Source organism: Arthrobacter sp. 05T423, from assembly GCF_056396245.1.
The window spans coordinates 1-17,263 of record NZ_JBFTLC010000050.1; the positions used below are offsets into that span (position 1 = coordinate 1).

The window sequence follows — 17,263 nt, forward strand, 5'->3', positions numbered from 1 at the left end:
ACCGTCCCGGCGGCCGGGTCGATCGCGACGACCGCGTTCTGGCCGTTGACGGCAGCGTAGAGCGTGGAGCCGTCCGGGGAGAACGCCATGCCGGCGGTTAGCGCCTGCTTGCCGCCCGCGGTCGGGATGCTGATCTTCGTGCCAGCGCCSAGSGAGCCGTCSGCRYTGAASGGGTAGCGGACCAGACCCGTGGCGACCGGSGCGTARAGGAACTTGCCGTCCGGGGARAAGRCCGGKCCTTCCTGKCCGAGCGAGCCGTCGGAGATCTTCCGGTAGGCCATGTTCGGGTAGCTGGCGTTGTTAGCGGCCGTGTCGAACGAGGCGGCCGCCATGGTGCCCGCCGCGGCGACCGGCTTGTAGGTCTTGAGGTCGAAGACCTGCAGGTCGACCGAGCGATCGGTGCTGGTTCCGACGAGGTAACGGCCATCCGGGCTGACCGTCGAGCCCATGATCTTGCCGAACGGGGTCATCAGCCGGTCGCCGATGGGCTTGATCACCTGGTTCGACGCGATCTGCTCTCCGTTCTCGGTTTGGGCGCCGACCGGCTGCTGGCCCCACGGGATGGTCGACGCTGCGGCGATCCCGGCGCCGCCCAGCAGGCCGAGCGCGCAGCCCGCAGCCACGATCGTAAGCGGCTTGCTGCTACTAACGGACTTCGACAGCCGGCGCAGGCCGACGGGAGTGGGTTCTTGCGCGGTGGCGGAGGCTCTGACGGTCTTTGAAGGTCTTGTCATGCACGCCAACGTATGGGTCCCGGCTTAAACCCAGGTGACATTTTTGGTGCACCTAGGCAACAATTTGCCACACGGCGCGTGCCGTACGTGCTTACAGACCCGGGCGGCGAAGTCCCGGCAGGAGATCTCAAGCATTCGGGTGTGCGGGACAGCGCGGCTGACATGCAGGACGAAAGGCCGGAAGGGACGTGAAACCATGCCCGACGGAGTCAGCAAAGCCAGCCCTTAGAGCTCGCACCCAGCTACCCGGGGTGGCAGTACCGGCCGGGCCGGTTCCGGCTGGCGGGCGGGGTCCCGAGGACGCCTCCGGTCGGGACGGTAAATTCTGCCGGATCTGGCCTGAAAACCGAATGCCCGTCGAATCTCTGCTACTTCCGGCCTAGAGGCCCTCAGAGAATGTGTACGACGCAGGCATCGGGACCGGTGGCGTGCCGTGGGAGAGGACGATCTCTCCTCGTGCGGCCTCAGGACGACCGTGGAGATCGCGCCGTCGTGTTTCTTGCCGTTCAGCGTTACGGTCCAGCCGTCGGGGCTCGACTGGGCGGAGCCCGGGGTCTTGTCGGTCCCGTTCAGCACGCCCCATTCGTTGAGGAACTGGCCCAGGGTGTAGGTGGCGCCCCGCGTGGGCGCCTCGATGTGGACGATCCCGGTCGCGTCATGGCTATGCAGCGCCGAGATGCCAACGGGCTTAAGAGAGGCATCGAATTCAAAGCAGCTCATCCACAACGGCTCCTTCCACCACCCGCTGGAGCCCGGCGAGGGCGCCGGGCCGTGGACCTCCGACAATCACCAGAGACGCTCCTGTGCTCGCCGAAAGACGGGCCAGCGCCGGCGCAACGGCACCGCCGAGCACCCGGAAAGACCACTCAGCCCCGGGAACTCCCAGACAGGAGACCAGGCCTTCCTTCACCTCCGCGGCCGGGAACAGCGCCTCGACATTGCGTGCCGGGTCCAGAGAAGAGACGCCGCGCGCAGGGACCGCGGAGGATCCCATTCCGCCAGGTAGCCTGCCGGGTCCACGAACGCGCACACCAAATGAGCGTCCACCGACCGGGCGAAACGGGCCGCCGCCCTGACCAGCTGTGCCGGGCACGCCCAGGGCACACCGAACACGACCGGGCCGTCACCGCCTACCGGCTCTGCCGGGTCCAACGAGAAGTCCATCCTGTGCCTCCCAGTGATCAGGCAAGGCGCTTGGGGCAACGCAACATGCCCCCTCCGCCCCCCGGGCAACACCTGCCATGCCCGTGCTCCGCATCCAGGGCCGTCCGGTACTTATCATCCCGGCAGGGTAAGCCGTCCCGGTCAACCGAACAGTTCGGCGCTTTCCATCGACGGCTCTGAAGTCGCCGCGAAGGATCGTTGTTCCGTGTCCTGGACGGCGTCCTATGCGCCCGGCCAGGGTCCCGGTGAATTTCTTCCGTCACGCGCAACGTGGCCGGACGCGAACACCATTAACAGCGACAGGACGGACAGTGCGATGATGGCCAGCCCGGCACCGGTTCGGATCATGTAAGCGTTCACACTCGGCAGCGTTCTCCGGTGAACCTCCAATGATGGCTGCGATCCGGATCATGCCGTGGTCCCCGCGGTGTCGGGCACCAGCGAGATCGCCGTCCAGGAGATGGGCGGCAGCGTGATGCTCAGTCGCCTCTGTGCCAGCCGGACTGTCGTGTTTGCCGCCGGAGTCACCCGGCACGGATCGGCGGCAGTATTGGTTGCATAAGGATCTTCGTCGTGGAGCGTGACGGCTTCCGCGACCCGGAGGGTGCTGAAGCGCGGCAGTTCAACCTCGACGGTAATAGGCTGCCCGATGTCTCGGTTCACGAGAAATAGTGCGACGTCACCGGTCCGTTCGTCGTAGGTGGCTGCACCGTCGACGAGTCCGACCGGGCCATGCGCCTTGGTGTCATACGTGTCGACGGTCAGGTTGGGGCGGAGGCTGGAGCCCCGGGCCAGACGTGCGGTGGTGGCGATGGGGAAGAATGTGGTTTGCCGCCACGCCTGCCCGCCTGGTTCGGTCATGATGGGCGCGATCACGTTTACCAGCTGCGCGAGCGATGCCGAGGTCACCCGGTCGGCGTGCTTCAGCAGGGAGATCAGCAGATTCCCCACGACGACAGCGTCCGCGACGTTGTAGATGTCCTCAAGAAGGGGCGGTGCTTGTGGCCAGATGTCGATGCCTGTGATCTTCTCGACCTCCCGGAATCTGGTCTGATACCAGACGTTCCATTCGGTCGAAGGAGATGTTGATGGTTTTGCGGCTGCCGAGCTCTGCCTTGACCGCGTCGGCAGCTGAAACGACCGATTCGATGAACCGGTCCATGTCCGTTGCCGAGGCTAGGAAACTGGCTAGGTCGTCGCCGGACTGTTCGTAGTAGGCATGGCAGGAAATGTAGTCGACGTCCTCGTACGCGTGTTTGAGGACGGTGTGCTCCCAACTGCCGAAGGTTGGCATGTGGGCGCTGGAGCTTCCACACACAACGAGCTCAAGGCCGGGGTCCAGTTGCCGCATTGCCCGTGCTGTTTGGCCGGCGAGTTTGCCGTAGTCCTCGGCGCTGCGGTGGCCGAGTTGCCAGGGTCCGTCCATTTCGTTGCCGAGGCACCAGATTCGAACATCGTAGGGCTGGGGCCGGCCGTGCGCTGCGCGCAGATCGGACAGAGTGGTGCCGTTGCTGATGTTCATGTATTCCAGAACGTCGAGTGCCTCTTGCGTGCCACGGGTCCCGAGATTGATGGCGTACATCAACTCGCCGTCGACTTTGTCTATCCACGTTGCGAATTCCTGCAGTCCGATTTCGTTTGTCTCGGTGGAATGCCAAGCTAGGTCAAGTCGTCGGGGACGATCGGCTTTGGGGCCGACCGAATCCTCCCACTTGAAGCCCGAGACGAAGTTACCTCCCGGGTAACGGATAGCGGTCACACCGAGCTCTTTGACAAGCTCAATGACGTCCTGCCGGAAGCCGTCCTTGTCAGCTGTGGGGTGGTCCGGTTCCCAGATTCCGGTGTAGACGCACCGTCCGAGGTGCTCGACGAACGAGCCGAAGATTCGAGGGTTGACCGGCCCCACGGCGGATGAGGGGTCGAGGAAGAGGGCAGCGCGTGGCATGTTTTCTTCTTTCGTTAGACAACAGGTGATTTAGTTCTGAATCGTGGAAGTGGATCGGCTGCGCCCTGTCTGAAACGACGCCTGGTATTCACGGGTGCTCGGTTCCCCGCCCGGCCAGGTAACCGACAGCGACCTGGGCGGTGTCCTCGCACTCGTGTGATGGCGGCCAGGGAAGGATTGCCGTAGCGCAGGTTGCCATCGAGTGGAAGGGGTGCAGGTGATGAGTGCCCTTAGTTGCAGCCCGCACCTCCACTCGACGCGGTCGTCGCATTCAATGGCTCTCTCGCGCTCGATGCAACTTGACGCCGTCCCGTACACATAATTTCCGCCACTTTGTTGCCGCCAGCGGCAAAGGGCGTTTGGTGATGCTTCTGGTGAAGCGCAGCTGGAACGCCGATTCGACGCGGAACCCGCGGACCTGACGAGGGCATGACAGCGGGTGTTCCTGCATGTCTCTACCGACGCTGGTGGTGCCAGGCGCAGAAGGCCAGACTTCCGGGCTTCTGCGCCTGATCATTTGCGAGGAGGGGGAGCGGACAAGCGGCGGCATGCGCGATCCCCGCCCACCACGCGATCACCGCCTACCAGGTGTCGGGTGCCGTCCCAAACGGCACGACGGCTGGCCTGTCAACGGTGCTGTCGACGTCGATGACCCGATGCTCTCGGCTCGCGCGTGCGATGGCATCCATGACCTCGAGGACGTGGAACGCTACACGCCCGGAGGCCCGATGCGGGCGGTTTGTCTCGATGGCTCTGGCCATGTCGGCGAGGCCGTAACCGCGCCCGGCATCCTCATAGCCAGCAGAGATCGGCGCCTCACGCCGTTCCGGTTCTTCGCGGGTCGCCAGCTCGACAGGATCGGAGAATCGGTTCGGGTCTGGGACGGCGAGGGTGCCATCGGTGCCATAGATCTCGAAGAGCGGTGTCCGGGTGGCCCAGACTTCAAAGCTGACCGTGATCGTGGACGTCACCCCGTTCGCGTGCTCGAGGAGGGCACTGACGTGGGTGTCGATGTCCACGGGGATCGGTGTGCCGGCCAGGGGGCCGGTCTCGACGGTTCGCGCACGGTCGGACCTCGTGGCCACTCCCGATACGCGCACGACAGGGCCGAAGAACATGACGAGGCTGGTCAGGTAGTAGGGGCCCATGTCGAATAGTGGGCCGCCGCCAGGTTGGTAGTAGAAGAGCGGTGACGGGTGCCAGCGCTCGTGTCCGGGCGCGGACCAATGCACTTGCGCCGCTACCGGTGCGCCGATCGCACCTGTGTTGAGCAGCTGAAGAGCAGTTTGGACGCCGGTGCCGAGGACCGTGTCGGGCGCGCTTCCGACTCGAAGTCGCAAAGAGTCAGCGAGTTCCAGCATGGGGAGGGCTTCTTCCGGGGACAGCCCCAGAGGCTTCTCGGCAAAGACGTGCTTGCCAGCGCGGAGCGCCAGCGTCCCGACTTCGACGTGCGCGGCAGGGATAGTCAGGTTGATGATCGAGTCGATTCGGTCGTCGTCGAGGAGCTCATCGACCGTAAGGGCTTCGGCGCCCTGTTCGGCGGCGACCTCGCGCGCACGCTCTTCGTTGATGTCTGCGACAGCGACGAGCTTGAGACCGGGCAGGTTCGGGAGGCTTTCGAAGTACTGCTCGCTGATCTTTCCGACGCCGATGATTCCGACGGTTAGCGGGATGCCCACAGCAATCCCCTTTCGATGATGGTTTTGACGTTCGGGTTCTCGAGAATGTCGACGTGGTGGCCGGGCGTGGAGACGAAGATGCGTCCCTTGCCCCACTGTCTGGTCCAGATGGCGGGCGAGGTGATTTCGCGGTTCCACGGATCCCAGGGCCGGACGGCCTGGGTGGTGGTCGCGAGCACGTCGTTGTAGCCGTCGTGGAGCACCCAGTACTGCTCAGTAGTCAGCTCGAAGTTGACGATGCCTTCGGTGATGGGGTGCGAAGCTGCCGCTTCGGTCAGGGTGATGGTGTGCGGGCGGTAGTTGTCGGACTGATCGCCGGTCAGCTCGTCGGGAGCTTTGCCGGGATGCGCAGCGAACTGACCTCCGATCAGCTGGAGATAGTCGGAGTTGTTCCGGTAGGAGTCGGCGATGCCGCCGTGCCAGCCGGCGAGACCCGTTCCCCCTTCGACTGCGGAGCGGAGGCCTTCGAACTCTTCCTTCTCGATGGTGGTCATCGTGTTCGACTGCACGATGAGGTCGACCGAGGGCATGTAGGAGCTGTCGGCGTATACGGCCGGGGATTCCTCCACACGCACCGTGTAGCCGCGCTCTTCGAGGAATGGGATGAACAGGTTGGTGGCCTCGACGGGTTGATGCCCGTCCCAGCCGCCGCGGACAACGAGCGCGGTTTTGGTCGTGAATCGTGGATCGGGGATACTCATGTTTTCCTTGCTGCCGCCGTGCGGCATGGTTTGTGGATGCGTTCTTGCGGGCGTCGCTTAGCGGCCGGCAAGCGAGCCGCCGATCCCGCCGACTGAGAAATGCTTGTTGAGGAACGCGAACAGGATGATGGGCGGGAGCATCATCACGACGGCGACCGCCATGACGAGGCCCCAGTTGGTGGCGTTCTGCTGGAAGAAAGTTTCCAGGCCGACCGGAAGGGTGTAATTCGGATCGGACCGGAGGAACACGACGGCAATGAGGTAGTCGTTCCAGGCCAGGAGGAACGAGAAGATCGCGGTTGAGAGGATGCCGGGGAGAGAGTTCCGGAGGACGATGCGGGTGAATGAACCGAAGATCGACGCACCGTCTATCCAGGCGGCCTCTTCGAGAGCGATCGGGATGGAGTCGTAGTAGGCGGCCATCATCCAGATGGCGACGGACATCGTGGCACCGACATAGATGATCACGACGCCAAAAAGGTTATCGACCAACCCGAGGTTCGCGAACAGGATGAAGAGCGGGATCACCGAGGTGACGACGGGAAGGGACTGCACGACGAACAGGATGAGCGAATAGCCCGACACGAGACGGTTGCGGGCCCGGGACAGCACGTAGCCCGCAGGTGCAGCGACCGCGATGGCGACGACGACGGTGATGGCGGTGATGACGAGGCTGTTGCCAAGCCAGGTCAGAACGGCCGTCTGCGTGAAGACGTTTCCGAAGTTCTCGAACGTGAGACCTTCGGCGTTCGAGCCGAGCGAGGGCGTCAGGGACAGTCCGAAGACGGCGACGATCGGGACCAGGACGAGCGCGGTTACGAACAGGATCAAGATGAAACGGGGCCACTTGCCTCTCTCGCGGAGGTCCTGTGAGGTCTGGCGGTTGGCCGGAGCCGCGATGGTGTCGCCGGGTCTTGTTCGCGCTTCTTCGCGGGGAACACTGATTGTTCTCATTCGAGGTTGACCTTTCGGATCTGGCGGTAGAGAACGACGGAGATGACCACGAGGACGAACGTCATCAGGAACGCGATGGCGACACCGGGTCCGGTCTGGAAGTTCTGGAAGACGGTGAGGTAGGCGAGGAGGACCAGCGACGTGGTCGCGTGCGCGGGACCACCGCCCGTGAGCAGGAAGATCGTTGGGAAGTCGTTCACGCAGAAGATCGTCATCAGAATCCATGACACGAACGTCGTGCGCGCGATCAGCGGGAGTGTGATGAGCCGGAATGACTGCCAGGCGGTCGCGCCGTCGACCTTCGCGGCCTCGTAGACGTTCGTGTCTACTGAGGCGAGAGCCGAGGACATCATCATCATCATGAACGGGAACGAGATCCACACTTTGAAGAGGCAGACGACGACCTTCGCGAGCATCGGGTCGGCCAGGAAGAGCACGTTTCCGAAGCCGAGATGCTCGGCGATCACCGGAAGCGGGCTCTGGGGCGTTGCCACTAGCCAGTTCCACGATGTCGCGGAGACGACGGTAGGAACGATCCATGGCAGGAGAAGCAGTACCTTGAACAGTCCGCCGGCCGGGATGTGGGTGCGAAGGAGCAGGCTCAGCGCGAGTCCGACGAGCCAGGAGCCGAACACTCCAACGACGGTGAAGATGACGGTGAAGGACGTCGCTGACCAGAACGAGGGCTGGGTGAGGACGTTATCGAAGTTCTTCAGTCCGACGAAGGGGCCGGTTTCGAGGAGGGTGCCGTCATGGAGCGCTTGAATCAAGGCATAGATGACCGGGTAGATGTTGAGGAGGATGAGGAGGACGAGGGACGGTGCTGCGAATGCGATGAGGGTCCAGGTCCGGGGCGTGAAACGTTTCCTGGCCCGACGGCCGGGCGCCGGATCCGGCCTGCGTCCTGTGCCGGCCGGTCCGGCGCCACGGCGTGCACGTTTGACAACCTCGGCGATGCTGGTGGATGTCACGGATCAGTCCTTGACGAGCGACGTCAGCGTCGTCTGGAACGTTGTCAGAGCGTCCTTCGGAGACTTACCCGAGAGAACGTTCTGGCCGAAATCGGAGATGGCGGGCGTGCTGTCGACATAGGAGATGTTCGAGAATAGGGCGGTTCCGCCGGGGGCTGCCCACGTCTTGGCGATGGGCTGCCACTTCTTGACGATTTTGACCTGGTTTGGGTCCGACTGGAACTCCGGCGTCGCCGCGATTGATTTCAGAACCGGGAGCCCGATGCCGGTATTCTGCGTCCACAGGGCCTTCATGTTCTCGTAGTAATAGGTCATGAACGCCTCTGACCCCTTCTGGCTGGGGGTGTTCTTATACATCATGATGTTGTTTGGGAAGTACAGGGCGCCTTTCTTGCCACTGGCGCTGGTGAGCGGCTCACCGACGACGAGCTGGGATGCGGCCGCTCCACCAACGTTGGCCGCGAGATTGGGGACGTCGAAGCCCATGCCGAACCTCTCGGCCTTCCACTGCGAGTTCGCGTTCGTCGCCGTGTAGCTGATGGCGGCAGGGTCCATGTAGCCCTTGCTGATGTTCTCGTGCACGAACTCAAGCGCTTCGATGTTCGCCGCGGTTACCAGATTCGGCCTGTGCTCCTCGTCGAAGATGCCGCCACCATTGTTGATCATGAAGCCAACGATCATCTGGAAGGCGTTACCGCCACTGGCGTTGCCGTTGGCGGCGAACCCGTACACGTCGATCTTCTTCAGAGCGGCTGCGGCGTCGAGGTAGGACTGCCAGTCGGTGGGAGGAGTCGCACCTGCCTTTTCGAGTAGCTGCTTGTTGTACCAGTTCACGCGTATGTCGAGGTTGTACGGAACGGCGACGTAGCCGGCGTCGGTCTTCATCGTGTCGAGGACGCCGGGGAGGAAGTCGTCGTGGATCCCCTTGGACTTCCAGCTCTCGAGGAGGTCGTCCGCGGGAGCAATGAAACCTTGTTTGGCGAACTGGAACGCCTGGGTCCCGCCGCCCGAGGAGAGGGCCGGTCCGGTCTTGGACGCGAGGGCGGAAGAGAAGGTCTGGTTGAAGTTCGCCCACTGGATAGCCTGGTAGGTCGCAGCAGGAAGACCCGACTCCGCTTTATAGCCGAGGGTGATCTTGCTGTCCAGGGTGTTGAACGCGGGAGTGCCCCAAGGCATGTTCCAGAACTTCAAACTGCCATTTCCACCGCCACCACCCCCGGTCGTACAAGCCGCAAGGGCTGCGGCAGTCGCGCCGGTTCCGATGAGGCCCAAGAAGCCCCGCCTCGATGTCGTCAAACGTGAAGTCTCCATCGACTTTCCTCCTCGACCCGTCACCGGGTCATCGTAATTTGAAAAGTTGCGCAACTTTCGAATATCCTTTTGCGCAGAGAGAGTATACATATCGGAATTCGGAGATAAAAGGGGTATTTCATTTGCGCAAAATAGGTTCGTGCAGTGGCTGACGGCAGGAGGCCGACCTTGGCCGATGTAGCGGCGGCGGCCGGCCTCAGTACACCGACGGTGTCGAAGGTTCTCCGCGGAGCGACAGATGTCTCCTTCGCAACGCGTGAGCGCGTGGTGCGGATCGCGCACGAGATGGGCTATGCGAAGACCAAGCGACCGCGCCCAGAAGGGCAGCCGCTCGGGAACACGCCTCGCCTGGTCGACCTCGTCGTGAGCAACATCGGAGGCTCATGGGTCAACAGCATCCTCACCGGCGTCGAGGAAGCCGCTACAGTCGCGGACTGCGACGTGGTCCTCACGATCGCCCGCCCGGGCCGCGACTGGGTGAGCCGACTCCTGCGCCGGCCATCAACCGGGGCCATCGTCGTCCTGGTCGATCCCACGTCGAACCAGCTGAATGCACTGGATACCGCTGGCATACCGGTCGTCCTCATCGATCCGATGAGCCCTGCTCCGCGTCGCGCTGCAAGTGTCGGCGTGACGAATTGGGAAGGCGGCCGGATTGCGGCAGAGCACCTTTTAGACCTCGGCCACAAGCGTTTCGCCCTCATCGGAGGAGTGAAGAACCACCTCTACAGTCGAGCGCGCCTCGACGGTTTTCGTTCTGCTCTGTCGGCGAAGGACTTGCAAGTCGACCCTCAGTTAGTCGGGGCCGCCGACTGGGATCGCGACGAGGCGCGGGATTTCGCCGTCGACGTCCTGAGCCGGAAGGATAGGCCTACAGCCATCTTCGCGGCCTCGGACATGATGGCTCTGGGCGTCTACGACGCCGTACGCTACCTCGGACTCGACATCCCGACAGACGTCAGTGTTGTCGGATTCGACGACGTTCCCGAAGCAACATGGGCGACACCACAACTGACCACGGTCAGGCAGCCAATTCAGGAAATGGGAGCGACTGCCCTTCGCATGCTCCTCGGCCTCACGAATAAGCTGGAAGGCTTCGACGGAAATGCGGAGGGTCCCAGGCTTGAGCTCGCAACGCGGCTTGTCATGCGCGGCTCGACCAGCTGTCCCAAGGGAGCAAAGACAGACACCTAGGCGACCGGTCTTCACATTAATTGCACGGCATCCGCTGTCGCCGGAGCGGGCCTACGGGAGACGAAGCTACCTGGTTCAGGCCCAGGCGTCGTTGGTGCGCCCATGCCGACAGGCCCTGTGCCGACAATCAACACATCGACCTCCTCCGGTAGCTCAGCCGGCCTGTTAATGCCGACCCCTGCTGCCGGCTGGACCTGCGGGTCCCCGGATACGTAACCGTGATGGTGAAACTGCACCGATTCCTCAGTTCGTTGTAAGCGGTTCGCGTAGAAGCTGCTCAGAACTACACGCTTGGTATGTGAAATTTGACTACTCGCTTGCCATAGGCGACGCGGGCTCTTTCGGGATCCGTCCCGGCTAAAGGGCACCGAAGTGAAAGACGTCGGGCGGCGGGCATGGAGCCCGCGAACCTCGGAACGAATCTCATCGTGACGCCCCGCGGAACGGTGCTGCCCCAGGATATGGAGTTCCTCGCACCTGGCATTGCCCGGCACCAGGTGGGAAAGGACCAGCGTCTTGACTCCCGCTTTTCGGCGATGGCGCCCACGTCCTCGGTCTGGGTCGACACCTTGATCCGGCGCTGGTGGGCATGTTCGTGCGATACAGCTCAACCGTTGATCACCTGCGGGCTGCCAAGGGCTTTGAGGCCTTCGACGCCGAATTCAAGGCCGTAGCCAGATTGTTCGGATCCGCCGAAGGGGACGCGGGGGTCCACGGCGCCGTGTTTGTTGATCCATAAGGTGCCGGCTTCGAGCTGTGCTGCGACCTTCCGGGCTGTGGCGATGTCTGAGGACCAGACGGAGGCTCCGAGGCCGACGTCGAGTCCGTTGGCTTTGGTGACGGCCTCGTCGAGGGTGCTGTAGCGGATGATCGGCAGGACGGGGCCGAACTGTTCTTCGGCCACGAGGGGGTTGTCGTTGTCGATGTCGGCTACCAGGGTGGTGGGGTAGAAATAGCCCGGCCGATCCGAATCGGGGTTGCCACCGATCAGAATCCGGGCACCGGAGCCACGGGCGCCTTCGACGAGGTTGGCCACGACGTCGTACTGGGCCTTGTTTTGCAGCGGGCCCAGTACGTTGTTCTCGTCGAGTCCGACGCCCATCGGCATGGCCGCGGCGACGTTGGTGAGTTCTTCGCAGACCTCGTCGTAGATGTCGTCGTGGACGTAGAGGCGTTTGAGTGCTGCGCAGGTCTGGCCGGTGTTGATGAACGCGCCCCAGAACAGATCCTCGGCGATGGCTTTGGGGTCGGCGTCGGGCAGGACGATGCCGGCGTCGTTGCCGCCGAGTTCCAGGGTGAGGCGTTTGACGGTATCTGCGGAGGACTTGATGATTTCCCTGCCGGCGCCGGTGGAGCCGGTGAACATGATTTTGCCGATGGCGGGGTGTTCGGCGAGGGGGGCGCCCACCTTCCGGTCGCCGGAGACCACAGTGAGCAGACCTTCGGGGAGTTCCTCGTTGAGGACTTTGGCCAGTGCAAGGACGGAGAGCGGGGTCATCTTGGAGGGTTTGACCACGACGGCGTTGCCCATTCGCAGGGCGGGTGCGACCTGCCAAATGGTGATCATCATTGGCCAGTTCCAGGGGCCGATGGCGCCGACGACGCCGATGGGCCGGTAGTGCAGATCGGCGTAGCTTTCGCCGTCGTCGACGACGGTTTCCCGTTCCAGGGGCGTGTTGGCCGCGGCGCGGAGCCAGGCGGCGCAGGCGCCTACTTCGAAGCGGGCGTTGGGGCCGTTGAGCGGCTTGCCTTGCTCGCGGGAGAGCAAACGGGCGAGTTCCTCGGCGGAGCGTTCGACGGCATCTGCGGCCTTGAGCAGCGCGGCGGAGCGGCCGTCGTGGCCCATTGCGGCCCAGGCTGGCTGTGCTGTCTGGGCGGCGGCTACCGCCCTCTCGAGGTCTTCAATGGTGTCCACGTGCTTCGCCGACGGGGGTGCCGGTGGCGGGGTCAAAGATGGTCCGGGTTTCACCGGAGACGGGGGTGATTGAAGTCAAAAGGGCGTCGTAAGTTTCCATGGGTGCTCAATTCGGGTAGGGCAGGTACTTGCCGGGGATTGTGGGGGGTGTCCCTATGCTTGTGGATCGGACTGTTAGACAAGCCCCACTCCACTCGGAGGTCTTCTTTTTGTCACCTATCCACGCCGAGCGTTCCTAACGTCCGTGGTCAATACACCTAGGCAATCGTGAGACGGGCGACACGGGAATCAGCCTCCTTCCGCGGAGACCGTGGTGGGTCCGGTGGTCAACGACAGTCAGCTCGAGGGGCTGAAAGCGAAAATCGCAGCAGCCAAGGCCGAGGGTGCCCGCACCGTCCTCGAAGTTGGGATCCAGGGGCGGATCCGACCCCCGCAGGTCTTTGCGGACGTCACTCCCGACATGGAAATCGCCCGCGAGGAGATCTTCGGACCCCTGGTGGGCGTGATCAAGGCCGACGACGAGGCCCGCGCACTGGAGCTGGCCAACGCGAGCGACTTCGGGCTCTCCAGCTCAGTATTCACCCAAAACCCTGACCGCGGCGTGCAGTTCAGCCCGGTATCAGGGCCGGAATGACACACATCATGAGATGGCCGTTCACGACGAGTCGCTCGTGCCCTTCGGCGGCGAGGGCAACTCCGGGCTCGGCCGGTTCAATGGCGACCGGGCTGTCGCGGAGTTCACCACCGACCACACCATCGGAGTTAAGCGCCTCTGAGGCCTGTTGCCCCGCCGCGGCACAGGATGCGTGCTGTGGCGAGGCAATGCCGTACGCGACTTCGGCAGCTACCCGCCTCGTCTGAATCGGGACGAATTCAGTATGGATTAAGGGCGTGGACCGCTAGTTGGCGTGCCGTGCCAATCGATAGGGTGAATAGATGATCAACCCCGCACGCCTGCACTCGGACCTGTCCCGCCTCGGCAGGGAGACCGACATGTTAATGGCCACCGTCGAGTCTCTGTCCGCCGATGAAATGACTGCCCCATCCCTGTGCGAGGGGTGGACACGGGCCCACGTCATTGCCCACCTCGCCTCGAACGGCCGCGCCTTGGTCAAGCTCATTAACTGGGCACTCACTGGCGAAGAGCAGCAGCTCTACGCCTCGAAGGAGGCACGCGCCCAGGAAATTTCGGACCTCGCCGCTTTGCCCCGTGAGGAACTGCTTGGCCGGCTGGGCGAGTCCGCTCAATACTTCGAGGAGCAGGCCCAGCGGCTGGGAGGGGACCTCGCGGTCGAGGAGGTGCACCTCCACGGCAAGCAGATCCCCGCGACATCAATCGTGGCGTTGCGGATCGCCGAGGTCGTCGTCCACCATCACGACCTCGGCACCGCCTGGACCATCGAAGAGGCTGACCCGGACTCGGTGCTCAACGCAATTGAGGCTGCTGTGCGCACGATGCGCGCCAAAGGAGCGCCAGGAATGACCTTGGTGACGGAGGAACGCGACGAGTGGATAGTCGGGGATGGTGCCCTGCGCGTCTCGTCCGACCGCGAGGGACTGCTCGAGTGGCTGGCTCGCGGCGTGACTGAAAACGTCGAAGCTGACGGCCCCCTGCCGACCCTGCCGTCCTGGTAACCGGCGCAAGTAAGGAACTGGTGTTCAGTGTGTCGGCACACTGAACACCGTTCCCCCACTTCTTAGTTCAGGGGCTCAGCTGTCTGGGCGTCCATCGCTGACGGGAACTGCTGCTCAGCCGCGACGACGCGCTCCTCGGAATTCGCGTATACAACGAGATCCATCCCAAGAAGAACGCCAACGACCCCGTCTATCCTGTTCGAGGCCGGACACATCCCGACACCTGTTGAGCGTGGTTGCCAATAGGCAGCCTTCGCGGCCATAAATACGAGCAAGGTCGCCGCCAACCCGGTGCTCCTTTGGGAGTGGAGGGAATGCGCACATTGTGCACATCCCCGGCTGCGGATTCGGTTGTACCGGTCTCGGACTGGGTCGGACCGGAGATGTTTTCGGGGGAGTGGCGGATTAGCAGGGCTGGCGCCCGGTTCGAGTCCCATCTTGGGCACGTGTTTTCCCTGTTCAGGGGCTTTTTAGCCTCTGAGTGTGGACAAATTGTGGTGTGAAGGGCCCCTTCGGGGGCCCTTTTCATAGGTGGCCAGGTGGCTCCTTGCTTTCTATGATCGACAGTTTGTCGGTCGTTACCTGTTCGTTGGCCGTTCATCGGGCTCCTCCTTCTCGGTTCGTGGGGACTTTGTTGCTGCTTCATGGTGGCTTCGGGGGAGGGCGACATGATTTGTGCCCAATCTTTAGGGGATCGCCGTCCGACCCCCACATGCGGTCCGACACGCGTTACGGTGCGAGCTAACGTCGTCGTGCATATAGACCATGAAGCTCACCGCCTTTCTTCTTGGGACCAAGGGTTTTTCCCTCGACGCCTGTTCATGGTTACCTGCGGCGTCTACGACGTGCCCCTGTGGATTTTTATCGCACCGTCCAGAAGTGAGGTGCCTTCGGCCTGGCTGAACTTTCATATCGCTCATTGCCGCCTCACTGCACACAGCGCTCCACGTCCGTTACTCGCAGACCCCACCGACGGGCTACCGGACTACGACGACGCGATAGAGCTGCACCGGATCGAAGAGGACCTGACAGCAGCCCTCGGACCCCGCGGCCTGCTCGTCGCTACCCAGACATCAAATGGCCGGCGCATCCTGCACTGCTACACCGACTTTGAAGACCAGAACGGCCGGGACATCATCGACCGCTTCGCGGGAATCCGGCCCCGGGCCGAAGTGGCCCGCACCCAAAGACCCCGGATGGACCCTGATCAGCCCTTTCACTTAACCGCAGATCCCGAACGCAGGAAGTGTCTGGTGAAGGCGCCCAACCGCAACGCTTCTGGGCGTCTCTGAACCCTGTGTGTTTCGAGACAGCCGGTCGGATCAGGAGAAGGAGCATCTCGTCGCCCCGGACGCCCGCGCCGGATTCAGCAGAGTTCCGACTGCTGACCTGTTGGAAGCCAGCGGGCCTGGATGAACCGCGCCCCCTTCCGTTACGTGTAATGAATGTGGCGAGCAGGCCCCCGGCCACCGGATCTGGAAGTCAGGAATAGATCATGAAAAAGAGCATCGGACTTGTGGTTCTGGCCGGCGCTATGGGCTTGGCCGCCCTGACTGGGTGCGGGCCGTCATCGAGCGGCGGCTCCTATCAGTCTGGCACCTTATCGTCGCCGGGTTCTCCGTCGGCGGGTGGTTCCGTTGCCGTTGGCATTACCATCAAGGATTTCGGCTATCAGGGACCGCCGTCGGTGGGCCCGGGTACCACCGTGACAGTAACGAACCTGGATTCTCAGGCACATACGGTGACTGCAGACGACGGCTCATCTTTCGATGCCGCGGTTAATGGCAGCGGGGGCACGGCGACTTTTAAGGTCCCTGCCAAACCCGGAACGTACACCTACCACTGCACCTACCACGTCAATATGCGCGGGACGCTGGTAGTCAAGTGAGAACTGCGGTGAGGACCCGCCGAAGCCTGGCGGATATTGGCCTGCGGCTGCTTGTTGCAGCGGCTCTGGGGACGGACGCAGTAGTGCATATCCAGCAGGCACCCGGATACCAGGTGGCGAACCCGGGGGGAATCGGGCAGGGCAACCTTTTCTATCTTGAATCGGGTACCGCAATCGTGGTGGCGCTGTATGTCTTGGTCCGCGGCAGCCGCCCGGCCTACTTCGCCGCCCTGTTAGTAGCGGGGAGCGCTCTGGCAGCTGTCCTGTTGTCCCGCTACGTGGACCTGCCCGCGATCGGACCGATTCCGGCCATGTACGAACCGGTCTGGTTTTTCGAGAAGACACTCAGCGCCGTTGCCGAAGGTTTCGGGGCTGTCCTCGCGATCGTCGCGCTGGCTATTCGCCGCGTGCGCGGGAACAGTAATGCTTCGCGACGGGCCTTTGTGTGGACCAGTGGCTCCTCGGGGGAACCGTGCAGCTGGCATAGGCCGCCTTCCTGAAGATGAAGCCGTAGCTTGCGGGCGCAGGAAGCGATCCGGGCCGGGACACTGATCGGTTTGCGGCGGAGGGTTATTCTCGCGTCTCATGGTTTGGAGAAACCCAATGACGCCAACCAAGGCCAAGAAGACAAACATCATTGAGATTCCTTCGGAACGTACGTGTCCGCCCCGGCCCGTCTAGTGCCGTGCACCTGCAGTTCGCCGCCCGGCGTGGCTTTCAGGTCCCGGATGGCAGCCGCGACATCTCCGGAGAGGACGGTTGTGTCCGCCCAAGTCGGGTCGGTGAGCGTGTTCGATGCGACGTACTTGGGCCTTGTGTTCAAGGCACCGACGATGGGGTTCTCCAGATCTTCCCTCACGCCCAGTATCCGGCGAAGAGCTCGTGGGTCCGCCGGCCGAACAGGAACGCATCGGTGCGCTGGTAGAACTCGTTGACGAAGGCCATGGCCTCCTCGTCGAACAGCGGCCTGGCCCATCCGCCGCGCTCGAATCCGGGGTCGAGGTGCGGGTTCCGCCCGCCGTTCCCTGCATCACGCCGTCAACGGAGACCTGCGTGTTGGTCGTCAGTTTCATGATCGCGGTTCCCTTCCTTGGGGTGCCCTCATGGGCGACCTCGAACTATGGCCGCAGATCCCTTCTGGATCCCGTTAGTTTCCACTGACAGGCACACTA

Annotated in this window: 14 protein-coding genes and 4 pseudogenes; 7 read left to right on the plus strand and 11 right to left on the minus strand. The window is 63.1% G+C overall.

Going from position 1 to position 17,263, the window contains the following annotated elements:
- From AC1DFE_RS22805 to AC1DFE_RS22840, 8 genes and pseudogenes are all read right to left on the minus strand, one after another.
- Positions 1-734 (minus strand): annotated as a pseudogene (locus tag AC1DFE_RS22805) (hypothetical protein); the annotation flags it as partial.
- A gap of 706 nt (positions 735-1,440) precedes the next feature.
- Positions 1,441-1,728 carry a hypothetical protein gene (locus AC1DFE_RS22810; protein ID WP_476908122.1) on the minus strand — a complete coding sequence of 96 codons (288 nt, stop codon included), beginning with the start codon at positions 1,726-1,728 and terminating at the stop codon, positions 1,441-1,443.
- Positions 1,729-2,306: 578 nt separating this feature from the next.
- Positions 2,307-3,843 (minus strand): annotated as a pseudogene (arfA, locus tag AC1DFE_RS22815) (arabinosylfuranosidase ArfA).
- 581 nt (positions 3,844-4,424) lie between these two features.
- Complete coding sequence (locus AC1DFE_RS22820) at positions 4,425-5,522, minus strand: Gfo/Idh/MocA family protein (protein WP_476908123.1); 1,098 nt, start codon at positions 5,520-5,522, stop codon at positions 4,425-4,427.
- Complete coding sequence (locus AC1DFE_RS22825; protein ID WP_476908124.1) at positions 5,507-6,223, minus strand: ThuA domain-containing protein; 717 nt, start codon at positions 6,221-6,223, stop codon at positions 5,507-5,509. The genes AC1DFE_RS22820 and AC1DFE_RS22825 overlap by 16 nt, the downstream gene beginning before the upstream one ends.
- Positions 6,224-6,280: 57 nt before the next feature.
- On the minus strand, positions 6,281-7,177 hold the full coding sequence (locus tag AC1DFE_RS22830) for a carbohydrate ABC transporter permease (RefSeq protein ID WP_476908125.1): 897 nt from the start codon (positions 7,175-7,177) through the stop codon (positions 6,281-6,283).
- The gene (locus tag AC1DFE_RS22835; RefSeq protein WP_476908135.1) at positions 7,174-8,013 is read right to left on the minus strand and encodes a carbohydrate ABC transporter permease; all 840 of its coding nucleotides are present in this window, start codon (positions 8,011-8,013) and stop codon (positions 7,174-7,176) included. The genes AC1DFE_RS22830 and AC1DFE_RS22835 overlap by 4 nt, the downstream gene beginning before the upstream one ends.
- A gap of 138 nt (positions 8,014-8,151) precedes the next feature.
- On the minus strand, positions 8,152-9,324 hold the full coding sequence (locus tag AC1DFE_RS22840; protein WP_476908126.1) for an ABC transporter substrate-binding protein: 1,173 nt from the start codon (positions 9,322-9,324) through the stop codon (positions 8,152-8,154).
- A 303-nt stretch (positions 9,325-9,627) separates the two neighbouring features.
- Between AC1DFE_RS22840 and AC1DFE_RS22845 the strand changes: the two genes are divergently transcribed.
- Positions 9,628-10,653, plus strand: coding sequence for a LacI family DNA-binding transcriptional regulator (locus AC1DFE_RS22845; protein WP_476908127.1), 1,026 nt, complete (start codon positions 9,628-9,630; stop codon positions 10,651-10,653).
- A gap of 20 nt (positions 10,654-10,673) precedes the next feature.
- On the opposite strand, the pseudogene AC1DFE_RS22850 reads toward AC1DFE_RS22845, so the two are convergent.
- Both AC1DFE_RS22850 and AC1DFE_RS22855 read right to left on the minus strand, forming a co-directional pair.
- Positions 10,674-10,889, minus strand: a pseudogene (locus tag AC1DFE_RS22850) (3-hydroxybenzoate 4-monooxygenase); the annotation flags it as partial.
- Between the two features lie 371 nt (positions 10,890-11,260).
- A pseudogene (locus AC1DFE_RS22855) lies at positions 11,261-12,668 on the minus strand (aldehyde dehydrogenase family protein).
- A 222-nt stretch (positions 12,669-12,890) separates the two neighbouring features.
- On the opposite strand from AC1DFE_RS22855, the gene AC1DFE_RS22860 reads away from it, so the two are divergent.
- The 6 genes from AC1DFE_RS22860 (at position 12,891) to AC1DFE_RS22885 (ending at position 16,591) form a co-directional block, all read left to right on the plus strand.
- A complete protein-coding gene (locus AC1DFE_RS22860) occupies positions 12,891-13,202 on the plus strand; it encodes an aldehyde dehydrogenase family protein (protein ID WP_476908128.1) in 312 nt (103 codons plus the stop codon).
- A 13-nt stretch (positions 13,203-13,215) separates the two neighbouring features.
- Entirely contained in the window at positions 13,216-13,344 is a 129-nt protein-coding gene (locus AC1DFE_RS22865) for a hypothetical protein (protein ID WP_476908129.1), read from the plus strand.
- A 160-nt stretch (positions 13,345-13,504) separates the two neighbouring features.
- Positions 13,505-14,203 carry a maleylpyruvate isomerase family mycothiol-dependent enzyme gene (locus AC1DFE_RS22870; RefSeq protein WP_476908130.1) on the plus strand — a complete coding sequence of 233 codons (699 nt, stop codon included), beginning with the start codon at positions 13,505-13,507 and terminating at the stop codon, positions 14,201-14,203.
- An 821-nt stretch (positions 14,204-15,024) separates the two neighbouring features.
- Positions 15,025-15,495: a hypothetical protein gene (locus AC1DFE_RS22875; protein ID WP_476908131.1), complete on the plus strand. Its 471-nt coding sequence runs from the start codon at positions 15,025-15,027 to the stop codon at positions 15,493-15,495.
- Between the two features lie 203 nt (positions 15,496-15,698).
- A complete protein-coding gene (locus tag AC1DFE_RS22880) occupies positions 15,699-16,091 on the plus strand; it encodes a cupredoxin domain-containing protein (RefSeq protein WP_476908132.1) in 393 nt (130 codons plus the stop codon).
- Between the two features lie 8 nt (positions 16,092-16,099).
- Positions 16,100-16,591 carry a hypothetical protein gene (locus tag AC1DFE_RS22885; protein WP_476908133.1) on the plus strand — a complete coding sequence of 164 codons (492 nt, stop codon included), beginning with the start codon at positions 16,100-16,102 and terminating at the stop codon, positions 16,589-16,591.
- Between the two features lie 134 nt (positions 16,592-16,725).
- Here AC1DFE_RS22885 and AC1DFE_RS22890 read toward each other — a convergent pair whose 3' ends face one another.
- Positions 16,726-16,950, minus strand: a complete 225-nt coding sequence (locus AC1DFE_RS22890; protein ID WP_476908134.1) for a dihydrofolate reductase family protein — start codon at positions 16,948-16,950, stop codon at positions 16,726-16,728.
- Positions 16,951-17,263: the final 313 nt, after the last annotated feature.